The 13,148-nt window shown below is 63.6% G+C and carries 10 protein-coding genes; 7 read left to right on the plus strand and 3 right to left on the minus strand.

All coding sequences use genetic code 11. The annotated features are described in order from the left end of the window. Positions 1-46: 46 nt before the first annotated feature. Complete coding sequence (gene glmS, locus C9427_RS04370; protein WP_107647963.1) at positions 47-1,870, minus strand: glutamine--fructose-6-phosphate transaminase (isomerizing); 1,824 nt, start codon at positions 1,868-1,870, stop codon at positions 47-49. 227 nt (positions 1,871-2,097) lie between these two features. On the opposite strand from glmS, the gene C9427_RS04375 reads away from it, so the two are divergent. After that, positions 2,098-2,481 carry an ADP-ribosylation/crystallin J1 gene (locus C9427_RS04375; RefSeq protein ID WP_107647964.1) on the plus strand — a complete coding sequence of 128 codons (384 nt, stop codon included), beginning with the start codon at positions 2,098-2,100 and terminating at the stop codon, positions 2,479-2,481. On the opposite strand, the gene glmU is transcribed toward C9427_RS04375, so the two are convergent. Both glmU and C9427_RS04385 read right to left on the minus strand, forming a co-directional pair. After that, positions 2,482-3,846 (minus strand): bifunctional UDP-N-acetylglucosamine diphosphorylase/glucosamine-1-phosphate N-acetyltransferase GlmU, encoded by a 1,365-nt coding sequence (glmU, locus tag C9427_RS04380; protein ID WP_107647965.1) that lies wholly within the window; start codon positions 3,844-3,846, stop codon positions 2,482-2,484. A 162-nt stretch (positions 3,847-4,008) separates the two neighbouring features. After that, entirely contained in the window at positions 4,009-4,755 is a 747-nt protein-coding gene (locus C9427_RS04385; protein WP_107648189.1) for a cytochrome c biogenesis CcdA family protein, read from the minus strand. A gap of 227 nt (positions 4,756-4,982) precedes the next feature. Here C9427_RS04385 and C9427_RS04390 point away from each other — a divergent pair, with 227 nt between their 5' ends. The 6 genes from C9427_RS04390 (at position 4,983) to C9427_RS04420 (ending at position 13,134) form a co-directional block, all read left to right on the plus strand. Then, entirely contained in the window at positions 4,983-5,360 is a 378-nt protein-coding gene (locus C9427_RS04390) for a COG4315 family predicted lipoprotein (RefSeq protein WP_107647966.1), read from the plus strand. Positions 5,361-5,729: 369 nt separating this feature from the next. Then, on the plus strand, positions 5,730-8,354 hold the full coding sequence (gene topA, locus C9427_RS04400; RefSeq protein WP_107647968.1) for a type I DNA topoisomerase: 2,625 nt from the start codon (positions 5,730-5,732) through the stop codon (positions 8,352-8,354). Between the two features lie 6 nt (positions 8,355-8,360). Next, complete coding sequence (rnr, locus tag C9427_RS04405) at positions 8,361-10,673, plus strand: ribonuclease R (protein WP_107647969.1); 2,313 nt, start codon at positions 8,361-8,363, stop codon at positions 10,671-10,673. Next, positions 10,673-11,125, plus strand: coding sequence for a DUF983 domain-containing protein (locus C9427_RS04410; protein WP_097575878.1), 453 nt, complete (start codon positions 10,673-10,675; stop codon positions 11,123-11,125). Before rnr ends, C9427_RS04410 begins: the two co-directional genes overlap by 1 nt. A gap of 73 nt (positions 11,126-11,198) precedes the next feature. Then, positions 11,199-11,939: an NUDIX hydrolase gene (locus tag C9427_RS04415; protein ID WP_107647970.1), complete on the plus strand. Its 741-nt coding sequence runs from the start codon at positions 11,199-11,201 to the stop codon at positions 11,937-11,939. A gap of 19 nt (positions 11,940-11,958) precedes the next feature. Beyond that, positions 11,959-13,134, plus strand: coding sequence for an MFS transporter (locus C9427_RS04420; protein WP_107647971.1), 1,176 nt, complete (start codon positions 11,959-11,961; stop codon positions 13,132-13,134). Positions 13,135-13,148 lie beyond the last annotated feature (14 nt).

A 13,148-nucleotide genomic window follows, 5' to 3' on the forward strand; every position in this document is an offset into this window, starting at 1 on the left:
ATGAACCGGAAGGCGCTTTGGAATTGCGAAGTTTTTAAACGACGCCCTATTCCACCGTCACCGATTTTGCCAGATTGCGGGGCTGGTCGACGTCGGTGCCCATGAACACGGCGGTGAAATAGGCGAGCATCTGGATCGGCAGCGCGTAAATGATCGGCGAGATGATTTCCGGCACCTCGGGCAGGATGATCGTCTCCATCGTCTTGACGCTGGATTGTGCCGCACCCTTGCTGTCGGTAATCAGGATGATCTTGCCGCCGCGCGCCGCCACTTCCTGCATGTTCGACACGGTCTTTTCGAAGATGCGGTCATGCGGGGCGATCACGATCACCGGCATGTTCTCGTCGATCAGCGCGATCGGCCCGTGCTTCAGCTCGCCCGCGGCATAGCCCTCGGCGTGAATATAGGAAATCTCCTTGAGCTTCAGCGCGCCTTCCATGGCCAGCGGAAAATTGGTGTCGCGGCCGAGATAGAGCACATCGGTGTAGCGTGACAGTTCGCGCGCGATCTGTTCGATCTGCCCGTCGAGCTTGAGCACCTGGTTGGCATAGCGCGGCGCCTCGGACAGTTCACGCACCAGTTTCTTTTCCTGATCGCGCGAAAGCGTTCCGCGCGCCGCCCCAGCCCGCACGGCAAGCGAGGCCAGCACCGACAACTGGCAGGTGAAGGCCTTGGTCGAGGCGACGCCGATCTCCGGCCCGGCCAGTGTCGGCAGGATGACGTCGGATTCGCGCGCCATCGTCGATTCGCGCACATTGACGACCGCGCCGATCTTCATGCCGGCCTTGCGGCAATAGCGCAGCGAGGCCAGCGTGTCGGCGGTCTCGCCCGATTGCGAGATGAAGAAGGCGGCGTCGTTCTTCGACAGCGGCATTTCGCGGTAGCGAAATTCCGAGGCGACATCGATATCGACCGGCAGCCGCGCATAGCGCTCGAACCAGTATTTGCTGATCAGGCCGGCCAGATAGGCGGTGCCGCAGGCCGAAATCGCCAGCCGGTCGATCTTGGCAAAGTCAAAAGGCAGGTCGAGCGGCTTCGAGACGCCACCGACAAAATCCACATAATGCGCCAGGGTGTGCGAGATGACTTCGGGCTGCTCATGGATTTCCTTTTCCATGAAATGGCGCCGGTTGCCCTTGTCGACCATGAAGGACGTGCTGAGCGACTGCTGGCGCTTGCGGTCGACCTTGTTGCCCTCCATGTCGAAGATGGCGATCTCGTTGCGGCGCACCACCGCCCAGTCGCCGTCCTCCAGATAGGTGATCGTATTGGTGAACGGGGCAAGGGCGATGGCGTCGGAGCCCAGAAACATCTCGCCATCGCCATGGCCGACGGCCAGCGGCGGGCCGTTGCGTGCGCCGACGATCAGGTCCTCGTCGCCTTTGAACATGATGGCCAGCGCAAAGGCGCCTTCCAGCCGCTTCAGCGCCTGGTGCGCGGCCTCGACCGGCTTCAGGCCCCTGGCCAGTTCGCGCGCCACCAGATGGGCGACGACCTCGGTGTCGGTCTGCGACGAGAACGTATAGCCGTCGCGCATCAGTTCATCGCGCAATTCGGCGAAATTCTCGATAATGCCGTTGTGGACGATGGCGACGCCGTCGGAAAAATGCGGATGCGCATTGGTCTCGTTCGGCACGCCATGCGTCGCCCAGCGCGTGTGGCCGATGCCGATCGTGCCGGCGAGCGGTTCTTCCTTCAGCCGGCGCTCGAGATTGATCAGCTTGCCCTCGGCGCGGCGGCGCCCAAGCTGGCCATGCTCGACGGTGGCGACGCCGGCCGAATCGTAGCCGCGATATTCCAGCCGTTTCAACGCGTCGACGATGAGCGGCGCCACCGGCGAGTGACCTACAATTCCAACGATACCGCACATTGCCGTTTGCCCCCATTGGCCGCGGAAACCCAGCGCTATTTAGGGACGGCCGGGGTGCCGCGAAAGTCACATTGCATTTCGTCGCGTATCAGCCGCGACGGTTCTTGCACAGATGCACCATGACACGGCGCACTTGCAATCCGGTTACCGCGATCGCTCGGTTTCTTCGTGAACGCATGCTATTCCGTGTCTGTGGTTCTGAAATCCATCAAAGACATGATGCGGTCATGACTGAACAAATCGACACAGTGACGCTTTGGCGTCCGGTTGGACCTAAAGAGCTGAAACTGATTGAAAGGTTGGGCATGCGGGCGTTTCCGCCGCGCCTTCCCGAGCAACCTATTTTTTACCCTGTTCTATCCGAAGACTATGCCGTGCAGATCGCGCGTGACTGGAACGTACCAGCCAGCGGCTCGAGATTCGTCACCCGGTTTGAGGTCCTGAAGGATTTTCTCGACCGCTATCGGGTCGAACATGCCGGCAGCAAGGCTCATCTGGAATACTGGATTCCTGCCGAAGACCTCCCTGATTTCAACAAGGCAATTGTCGGCAGGATCAAAGTGACTGCTGCTTTCGGCGAGCATACGAACCAGCCGACTGACGACCCGTGATTATCCAGCGGCTTTCTTCGCCGCCGCGGCCGAGGCAAAACGCTCGCGCAGTTCCTTGCCTTTGCCGGCCAGCGTCCTCTGGCGGGCGCGGCCGAAGGCCAGCGCGTCTTCGGGCACGCTTTCGGTGATGACGCTGCCCGAGGCGATGTAACCGCCCTTGCCGATCGTGACAGGCGCCACCAGCGAGGAGTTCGAACCGATGAAGGCGCCTTCGCCGATATCGGTGAAGAATTTCGAATAGCCGTCATAGTTGCAGGTGATGGTGCCGGCGCCGATATTGGCGCCGGCGCCGATGCGCGCGTCGCCGATATAGGTCAGGTGATTGACCTTGGCGCCCTCCTCGATAACAGCCTGCTTGACCTCGCAGAAATTGCCGACCTTAGCCTTTTGCTTCAGGTCAGCACCGGGCCGCAGCCGGGCGAACGGACCGACATCGCAATTCGAGGCGATGGTGGCACCTTCGATATGGCTGAAGGCATGGATCTTCGCGCCCTCGGCGATCTTCACTCCCGGCCCGAACCAGACATTGGGTTCGACGATCGTATCGGCGCCGATTTCGGTGTCATGCGAGAAGAACACGGTTTCCGGAGCGATCAATGTGACGCCCGACAGCATCGCCTCGCGCCGCCGGCGCGTCTGCCAGATGCCTTCGGCCCCGGCAAGTTCTGCGCGGTTGTTGATGCCGAGCGCATTCTCGAAACTAGCCTCCGAGGCAACGACATCAAGGCCCTGCGCGGCGGCGATCTCGACAATGTCGGTAAGGTAGTATTCGCCCTTGGCGTTGTGGTGGCCGACGGCGTCGAGCAGCTTCAGTGCCTGCTTGCCGGCCACCGCCATCATCCCGGCATTGCAGAAGGTGATCTTCTTCTCCTCGTCGGTGCAGTCCTTCTCCTCGCGGATGGCCAAGAGCTTGCCGGCCTTTTCGATCAGGCGGCCATAGCCGGCAGGGTTGGGCGGGCGGAAGCCGATGACGACCACGGCAGCACCTTTTGCCAGCTTCAGGCGCGCGGCGATCAGCACTGCCGGATCGATCAGCGGCGTGTCGCCGAACATGACGAGAATATCGTCGTAACCCCTTGATATCGCATCGCGAGCGGCCAGAACGGCATGCGCGGTGCCGAGCCGTTTCTCCTGCACGAAGCTCTCCGCCTTCGGCGCGAATTTCTGCGCCGCCTTGCGCATTTCCTCCGCCCCGTGGCCGATGACCAGCGCCTGATCGCCGGCGCCGGCAGCCTCGGCCGCCTTCACGACATGGGCAACCATCGGCAGGCCGGCGATTTTATGCAGCACCTTGGGCAACGCACTCTTCATGCGCGTCCCTTCACCGGCGGCAAGGATGACGGACAGGCAGGATCTCTGGCTCATGGAGGGACAACCGTATGAAAGGGATCAGGAATTGGGACTATCTAGCATTGGCGCCATGTTGCACCAATGCGGTTAAATTCCGGTGAGATGGTCGAGCAACTGACTTTTCAGTAGGTCTAAAGGTCAATCCAACGCGCTGGCAAGGGCCTGCGTCCGGGTGACCTACCCCAACTGTCCCAGCACCGGGAAATTCTCCAGCAGCCAGTAGGAGGCGGCCTGGACGCCGCCGGTGAGGAAAAACACGCCCGCGACGACCAGCAGCGCGCCGATGGCCTTCTCGACGCGGCCGAGATGGACGCGGAATTTGCCGAGGAAACGCATGAAAGCGCCGGAAAATAGTGCCGCGATCAGGAACGGTATGCCGAGGCCGAGCGAATAGGCGGCGAGCAGCAGCGCGCCCTCGCCCACCGTCTCGCGGCCGCCGGCCAGCGTCAGGATCGGCCCCAGCACCGGTCCGATGCAGGGCGTCCAGCCGAAGGCGAAGGCCAGTCCCATGACATAGGCGGCGATCATGCTGGCCGGTTTTCCCTGTGACTGGAAGCGCGCCTCGCGCGACAAAAGCGGGATGCGCAATATGCCGAGGAAATTCAACCCCATCAGGATGATGAGCACGCCGGCGGCCATCGCCAGCGGTTCCTGCCAGACACGCAGCCAATGGCCGATGGTCGAGGCGCCGGCGCCAAGCGAGACGAAGACGGTGGAAAAGCCGAGCACGAAGGCGATCGAGGAGAAAAGCAGCGCGCCTCGCGTGCCTTCGCGCGCCGTGAGGCCGGTCTCGCCACGGAAATCGTCGACCGAGACGCCGGCCATGTAGCAGAGATAGGGCGGCACCAGCGGCAATACGCAAGGCGACAGGAACGAGATCGCTCCCGCGCCGATCGCGCTGACATAGCCGATGTCCAGTGCCACTTCAGTCTCCCTGTGTTTGCGCCGCCTGTATTTCCGCCGCTTGTGTTTGCGCTGCCATATAGCCGCGACCGCGTCGGTCCGCCAATCACCATCGCGTGGCAAGTCGTCGCCGTGCCCTGAAGACCTGGCCAACAGAATTGCGGGAAGAATGCACCGGCATGTTGCGTTGACTGGCGAGAGGCGCGCGATTCCCCACGCGCTTCTGTGAACCACCCGAGGAGATTCCCATGAGAACGATCACAGTCGGGCTGGCGGTGCTTTTGCTCGCCACCGCCGCGTCCCATGCCGCCGAAGCCTGGAAGGAAGCCGACGTCGGCGGCGCCAAGATCTATACCGACGCCAACGGCATGACGCTTTACACCTACGACAAGGACGAGAAGGGCAAGTCGAACTGCTACGACAAATGCGCCACCAACTGGCCACCGCTCAAGGCGGAAGCCGACGCCAAGGCCGAGGGCGAATGGACAGTCGTCGACCGCACCGACGGCAGCAAGATGTGGGCCTATGACGGCAAGCCGGTCTATACGTTCATCAAGGACGAAAAGGCCGGCGATGTGGCCGGCGACGGCGTCGGCGGCGTCTGGCACGTCGTCAAGGCCGACTAGAGGCCTCAATGCGGCTTCCCGCCCGCCGGCGGGACATGCCGGTCGCCGGGCATCACCATGCAGCCGGCGGCCGGCTTCTGTTTGTGGACCGTGTCGCCCGTTCCCGGCGCGGCATTCCGGCCGGTTCTCCCTCGACTCGCTGGAAATTCCGGGCCGTTTCGGCGACCGGGGCGGCGCGCCATCGCCACCAGCCGGAATTCTGTGATTTCCATCATACACTCTAAGAGTGTATTACCGCGGGCATCCCCGCATTTTGGGCGCTTGCCCTTGACCGGATGCAAAAGCGCGGCCATGTGAGCGACAAATTATGCGAGATTTCGTCGCGCGCAGCGGAATTCTTCTGCCGCATCACAACTGATATGAGACCTCATGGACGTCGTCGTCGTCGAATCGCCGGCCAAGGCGAAGACAATCAACAAGTACCTCGGCAAGAACTACAAGGTTCTGGCCTCGTTCGGCCATGTCCGCGATCTTCCGGCGAAGGACGGCTCGGTGCGCCCGGATGAGGACTTCGCCATGTCCTGGGCCGTCGACACCGCCTCGGGCAAGCGCCTGGCCGACATCGCCAAGGCGGTCAAGGACGCCGACGGCCTGATTCTGGCCACCGACCCGGACCGCGAGGGCGAGGCCATCTCCTGGCATGTTCTGGAGGTGCTGAAGCAGAAACGCGCGCTCAAGGACAAGACGGTCAGCCGTGTCGTCTTCAACGCCATCACCAAATCGTCGGTGCTGGAGGCGATGGCCAATCCGCGCCAGATCGACGCGCCGCTGGTCGATGCCTATCTGGCCCGCCGCGCGCTCGACTATCTCGTCGGCTTCACCCTGTCGCCCGTTCTGTGGCGCAAGCTGCCGGGCGCCCGCTCGGCCGGGCGCGTCCAGTCCGTGGCGTTGCGTCTGGTTAGCGATCGCGAATCGGAGATCGAGCGCTTCATCCGCGAGGAATACTGGCAGATCGCCGCCATTCTCGGCACGCCGCGCAAGGAAAGCTTCGAGGCGCGGCTGACCGCCTTCGATCGCAAGAAGCTGCAAAAACTCGACATTTCAAACAAGGCGCAGGCCGACGACATCAAGGCGATGCTCGAGGGAGCGACCTTCAAGGCGCTATCGGTCGAAGCCAAGCCGACCAAGCGCAATCCGGGCCCGCCCTTCACCACCTCGACGCTGCAGCAGGCCGCCTCCTCGCGCCTCGGCTTTTCGGCCACCCGCACCATGCAGGTGGCACAGCGCCTCTATGAAGGCATGGACATCGGCGGCGAGACCGCAGGCCTGATCACCTATATGCGAACCGACGGCGTGCAGATGGCGCCGGAGGCGATTGACGCCGCACGCGATGCGATCGCCAAGGAATTCGGCCCCAAATACCTGCCCGAAAAGCCGCGTCTTTACACGACCAAGGCCAAGAACGCCCAGGAAGCGCACGAAGCGATCCGCCCGACCGATTTCATGCGCACGCCGGCTTCGGTCAGGCAATATCTCGATGCCGACCAGGCGCGGCTCTACGAAATGATCTGGAAACGCGCCATCGCCAGCCAGATGCAGCCGGCCGAGATCGAGCGCACCACAGTCGAAATCGAGGCGGTCAACGGCGCCCGCACCGCCGAACTCCGTGCCGTCGGCTCCGTCATTCGCTTCGACGGCTTCATTGCCGCCTATACCGAGCAGAAGGACGAGGATTCCGAAGACGAGGAAAACCGCCGCCTGCCCGAGATCCGCGCCGGCGAGCAGCTCGACCGCGAGGCGATCAACGCCACCCAGCACACGACCGAGCCGCCGCCGCGCTATTCCGAGGCGTCGCTGATCAAGAAGCTAGAAGAGCTCGGCATCGGCCGTCCCTCGACCTATACGGCGATCCTGAAGACGCTCGAGGACCGCGACTATGTCACCATCGACAAGCGCAGACTGGTGCCGCAGGCCAAGGGCCGGCTGCTGTCGGCCTTCCTCGAAAGCTTCTTCGAGCGCTACGTCGAGTATGACTTCACCGCATCGCTCGAGGAAAAGCTCGACGAGATTTCCGACGGCAAGCTCGCTTGGAAGGACGTGCTGCGCGATTTCTGGAAGGATTTTTCCGGCGCTGTCGCCGACATCAAGGAGCTGCGCGTCACCGACGTCCTCGATGCCTTGAACGAGGAACTGGCGCCGCTGGTGTTTCCCGCGCGGGAGGATGGCTCCAACCCCCGCATCTGCCCGAAATGCGGCAGCGGCAACCTCTCGCTGAAACTGGGCAAGTTCGGCGCCTTCGTTGGCTGCTCGAACTATCCCGAATGCTCGTTTACCCGTCAGCTTGGCGATGCCGCCAATCCCAATGGCGAGAATGGCAATGGCGAGGACGGCACCAAGGTGCTCGGCAAGGATCCGTATACGGCCGAGGAAATTACGCTGCGCAGCGGCCGTTTCGGCCCCTATATCCAGCGCGGCGACGGCAAGGAAGCCAAGCGCTCCAGCCTGCCCAAGGGTTGGACGGTCGAATCCATCGACCACGAAAAGGCGCTTGCCCTGCTAGCGCTGCCGCGCGATGTCGGCAAGCATCCGGAATCCGGCAAGATGATCTCCGCTGGTCTAGGACGCTACGGTCCCTTCGTGCTGCATGACGGCACCTATGCCAATCTCGAAGGCATCGATGAGGTGTTCTCGATCGGTCTGAATCGCGCCGTGTCAGTGATCGCCGAGAAGCAGTTGAAAGGCCCGGGCGGCCGTAACGGTGGCACTCCCGCCGCCTTGAAAGATCTTGGCGACCATCCTGACGGCGGCGGCAAGATCGTTGTGCGCGATGGCAAATACGGGCCCTACGTGAACTTCGGCAAGGTCAATGCCACCTTGCCCAAGGGCAAGGATCCGCAGTCGGTGACCATCGAGGATGCGCTGGCGCTGATTGCCGAGAAGGAAGCCAAGGGCGGCGGCAAGAAGCCATTCCGCCGCGCGGCCGCATCGGCTGGCAAGCCGGCAGCGGCCAAGAAGACGACCGCCAAGAAGCCGGCCGCCAGGAAAAAAGGATAGGACGGCGTGGCGCGCGGGATATCCGGACGAAGCCACGGCGATCCGCGCACCGCCGACACCCGCGCCAAGGTCAAGGACGACTACCGGCCGTCGCGCGATGAGATCCTGCGCTACATCGCCGAAAATCCGGATCGTTCAGGTAAACGCGACATCGCCAAGGCCTTTGCGCTACGCGGCGAGGACCGCATCTGGCTGAAGGACATGCTTCGCGACCTGCAGGACGAGGGCCTGCTGACCAGGGAGCGCAAGCGGCTCGCCCGTGTCGGCGCCCTGCCCCATGTCGCCGTGCTCGACATCTTTGGCCGCGACGGCGACGGCGCGCTGTTGGCGCGCCCGACCGAAGCCGTGGGTAGCGGCGAGCCTCCCGTCGTTGCCATCCGCGTGTCGCGCGGCGGTCCGGCGCCAGGCATCGGCGACCGTATATTGGCCAAGACCTTCCCGAGCGACGATGCGAGTGCCGTACCGGGTGGCCCTGCCTATACCGGGCGGGTGATGAAGATCTTCGAAAAGCGCACCGAGGCCGCTCTCGGCGTCTTTCGCGTGCTGAAGGACGGTACCTTCCGCATCGAGCCGGTGGAACGGCGCCAGCCCGAACTGGTCGTCGACAAGGAGTTCCAGAACGGCGCCAAGAATGGCGACCTGGTCGAAGTCGAGCCGGCGCGAGCTTCCCGCTATGGGCTGCCACGCGCCAAGGTTTTGACGGTGCTGGGGTCGCTGACCAGCGAGAAGGCGGTCTCGATGATCGCCATCCATGCGCACGACATTCCGCACATCTTTCCGGCCGATGTCATCGCCGAGGCCGAAGCGGTGAAGCCGGCAACGCTCGCCGGGCGCGAAGACTGGCGCGACCTGCCGCTGGTCACCATCGATCCGGCCGACGCCAAGGACCATGACGACGCGGTGTTCGCCATATCGGACCCCGACGAGAAGAACCCCGGCGGCGTGATCGTCACCGTGGCGATTGCCGATGTCGCCGCCTATATCCGCTATGGCACGGCGCTCGACCGCGAGGCGCTCAGGCGCGGCAATTCGGTCTATTTCCCGGACCGCGTCGTACCGATGCTGCCGGAGCGCATCTCCAACGATCTGTGTTCGCTGCGCGAAGGCCAGGACCGCCCGGCGCTGGCCGTGCGCATGACTTTCTCCGCCGATGGCCACAAGCTCAGGCATTCGTTCCACCGCGTCATGATGAAATCGGTGGCCAAGCTCGCCTATCCGCAGGCGCAGGCCGCGATCGACGGCGCGCCGGACGACAAGACCGGCCCGATCCTCGACACCGTGCTGAAGCCGCTATGGGATGCCTACGCCATTCTCAAGCGTGGCCGCGATACACGCCAACCGCTGGAACTTGACCTGCCGGAGCGCAAGATCCTGCTGAAGGAGGACGGCACTGTCGACCGCGTCGTCGTGCCGGAGCGGCTCGACGCCCACAGGCTGATCGAAGAATTCATGATCCAGGCCAATGTCGCCGCCGCCGAAACGCTGGAGGCAAAGCGGCAGGCGCTGGTCTACCGCATCCACGACGCGCCCTCGCTCGCCAAGCAGGAATCGCTGCGCGAGTTCCTGCAGACGCTCGGACTGTCGCTGGCGCGCGGCGCGCAGATGCGGCCAGCCCAGTTCAACGGCATTCTGGAGCGCGTCAGCGGCGCCGACAATGAAGGGCTGGTCAACGAAGTGGTGCTGCGCTCGCAAAGCCAGGCCGAATACTCGCCAAAGAATATCGGCCATTTCGGCCTCAATCTGAAACGCTATGCGCATTTCACCTCGCCGATCCGCCGCTATGCCGACCTGATCGTGCATCGCGGGCTGATTGCCGCACTCGGCTTCGGTCAGGGCGGGCTGACGCAGAATGAGGCGGAACGGCTGGAAGAGGTTTCGGTGCTGATTTCCGGTACCGAGCGGCGCGCCATGGCTGCCGAGCGCGACACGGTCGACCGGCTGATCGCCGCCTATCTCGCCGAGCGGGTCGGCGACCGTTTCGACGCGCGCATCTCGGGCGTCACCAAATCGGGACTATTTGTCCAATTGCCGCAGTTTGGCGCGGATGGTTTCATCCCGGTGTCAAGTCTGGACGGCGATTACTATATATACGATGAAACTGCCCGATCGCTTTTCGGAGAACGTACCGGCAAGGGCTATCAGCTTGCCGACCGCGTCGAGGTTCGCCTGATCGAGGTGGCGCCTATGGCTGGCGCGATGCGTTTCGAGATGCTGACCGACCCAAAGCCGCTGCCCGGCTCCAAACGGTCGTTTCACAAGGCCAAGGGCCGCGCCCGGGCGTCGCAATCGCGTCCAGGCCCGCGCGGCAGGAGACGGTAATGGCAAAAGAACTGGGAATGGAACCGCAGGTTTTCGGCGGCGAACATCATTCGGGCCGGGCCGCCCGACCGCTGTGGACGGCGATGAAGCGTGGCCTGCTCGGCCGCTGCCCGCATTGCGGCGAGGGCAAGCTGTTTCGCGCCTTCACCAAGACCGTCGACAAATGCGACGTCTGTGGCGAAGAGCTTCATCACCACCGCGCTGACGACCTGCCTGCCTATCTGGTGATCGTCATTGTCGGCCACATCGTGCTCGGCGCCTTCATGGGTGTCGAGGCGACCTCCACCCTCTCCACCTGGCAACATATCGCCATCTGGGTGCCGCTGACCATTCTTCTGGCGGTCGCGCTGCTGCAGCCGGTCAAGGGCGCTGTCATCGGCCTGCAATGGGCGCTCTATATGCACGGCTTCGGTGGCGAAGAGGACAGGATCGAATCTCATCCCGAGGCTTGAAACAAAGACTGGCGCAATCGGCGATGGCTGAACGCCACTTTCGCATGGCAGAAGATTCCGCTAGGTCGTGCGCATGGATGGTATGACCAAGGCGCACATCGACAAGGTTGAGCGGAGTGCGGCTGTACTTGGCACAAGGCCAATTCGTCCGCGTGATGCCGCGACGCTGATCCTGCTCGACCGCAAAGGCGACGATCTCGTGGTGCTGATGGGGCGGCGTCACGCCCGTCACGCCTTCATGCCGGGCAAGTTCGTCTTTCCTGGTGGCCGCACCGATCCGGCCGACAGCCATATTCCCGTCGCCACCGCCCTTCACCCCAAGGACGAAGCGAGCCTCATTGCCGGCCTCGGCCGCACGAGCCCGGCTCGCGCCCGCGCCATCGCGCTTTCGGCGATCCGCGAGACCTATGAGGAGGCTGGCCTGCTTATCGGCCAGAAAGGCGCCTTGACGACGACCAGGCGCGACTGGCAGGGCTTTGTCGAGCACGGCGTAAGACCCTCGCTCGACGCACTGCGCTTCATTGCACGCGCCATCACGCCGCCGAACCGGGTGCGCCGCTTCGACACGCGCTTTTTCAGCGCCTGGCGCAGCGATGTCGCCGTGGAGCTGCCTGATGGCGGCCCGACCAACGAGTTGGAGGAACTGGTCTGGCTGCCGCTTGCCAAAGCCAGGGAGGCCGATGTTCCAGACATCACGCGGACGGTGCTGGAGGAACTGGAGCGTCGGCTCGCCGATGACCCGCTCCTGCTTCCTGGCGGTTCCGTGCCGTTCTACCGGTCTGTCCGCAATCGCTTTGTCCGCGAAATTCTGTAGCATAGAGCATCCACATCCCATGACGGTCGATACCCAGCAAAAGGGCGAGGAACGCGTACACTGGTTGCCGATGGTCGCGGCGATCTCGTCGATCAGCGTCGTCGGCATCGCCATCGGCCTCGGCATGCCGCTGCTCAGCGTGATCCTGGAATCGCGTGGCCATTCGGCCTCGATGATCGGCCTCAACACCGCGGTCGCTGGCCTGGCCTCGATCGCCGGCGCGCCGCTTGCCACCCCGCTTGCCATGCGGTTCGGCGTCGCCTGGACCATGATTGCCATGATTGCCGCCGGTGCGCTGGCTTTCGTCGGCTTCCATTTCGCGCCGGATTTCTGGATGTGGTTCCCGTTGCGCGTCGTGCTGCACATCGCCTTGACGGTGCTGTTCATCCTGTCGGAATTCTGGATCAGCACATCGGCGCCGCCGCACCGGCGTGGTCTTGTGCTCGGCATTTACGCCACCGTCCTGTCGCTCGGCTTTGCCGCCGGACCATGGCTGTTCGCCCATCTCGGCAGCTCCGGCTTCAGGCCCTTCGGCGTCATCATCGCCCTGGTGACGCTGGCCGCCATACCGGTGCTCGCCGCACGCAACGAGAGCCCGACAATCGTCTCCGACGGCGAAACCAGCAATTTCCTGCGCTACATCTGGCTGGTGCCGACGGCGACAGCGGCCGTGCTGGTGTTCGGCGCCGTCGAAACCGGCGGCTTTGCGCTGTTCCCGATCTACGGCAGCCGCATCGGCTACTCGGAAGCCGATGCCGCGCTTCTCCTGACCATGATCGGTCTCGGCAATGTGCTGCTGCAGATTCCCATCGGCATGATCAGCGACCGCGTCAGCGACCGCCGCTACCTGCTGCTGGCTTGCGCCACCGTCGGCCTCGCCGGCACGATCTTCATGCCGTTCTTCGCTCAGAACTGGCACCTGATGGCCGCACTTTTGTTCGTCTGGGGTGGCGTCGTCGCGGCCATGTACACGATCGGCCTTGCGCATCTCGGCTCGCAGCTTTCCGGCCATGAGCTGGCGTCGGCCAACGCCGCCTTCGTGCTCTGCTACGGCGTCGGCATGGTGCTTGGTCCGCAAGCGATCGGCATCGGCATGGATGCGTTCGGCCCGTCCGGCTTCGGCTGGTCGCTGGGCTTGTTCTTCGCCGCCTATATCGCTCTGGTCGCCATCAGGCTCGTGCGGAAAATCCTGTAGCGCGACGCCGCCGC

It is taken from the genome of Mesorhizobium helmanticense, assembly GCF_003034915.1.
In the GTDB taxonomy this organism is placed as follows: domain Bacteria; phylum Pseudomonadota; class Alphaproteobacteria; order Rhizobiales; family Rhizobiaceae; genus Mesorhizobium; species Mesorhizobium helmanticense.

What these genes read in the sequence shown, in the direction of transcription:
- C9427_RS04415 (WP_107647970.1), top strand. Translation starts at nt 11,199, where the DNA reads ATGGATGGTATGACCAAGGCGCACATCGACAAGGTTGAGCGGAGTGCG.
- C9427_RS04375 (WP_107647964.1), top strand. Translation starts at nt 2,098, where the DNA reads ATGACTGAACAAATCGACACAGTGACGCTTTGGCGTCCGGTTGGACCT.
- C9427_RS04420 (WP_107647971.1), top strand. Translation starts at nt 11,959, where the DNA reads ATGACGGTCGATACCCAGCAAAAGGGCGAGGAACGCGTACACTGGTTG.
- glmS (WP_107647963.1), bottom strand. Translation starts at nt 1,870, where the DNA reads ATGTGCGGTATCGTTGGAATTGTAGGTCACTCGCCGGTGGCGCCGCTC.
- C9427_RS04410 (WP_097575878.1), top strand. Translation starts at nt 10,673, where the DNA reads ATGGCAAAAGAACTGGGAATGGAACCGCAGGTTTTCGGCGGCGAACAT.
- C9427_RS04390 (WP_107647966.1), top strand. Translation starts at nt 4,983, where the DNA reads ATGAGAACGATCACAGTCGGGCTGGCGGTGCTTTTGCTCGCCACCGCC.
- topA (WP_107647968.1), top strand. Translation starts at nt 5,730, where the DNA reads ATGGACGTCGTCGTCGTCGAATCGCCGGCCAAGGCGAAGACAATCAAC.
- glmU (WP_107647965.1), bottom strand. Translation starts at nt 3,846, where the DNA reads ATGAGCCAGAGATCCTGCCTGTCCGTCATCCTTGCCGCCGGTGAAGGG.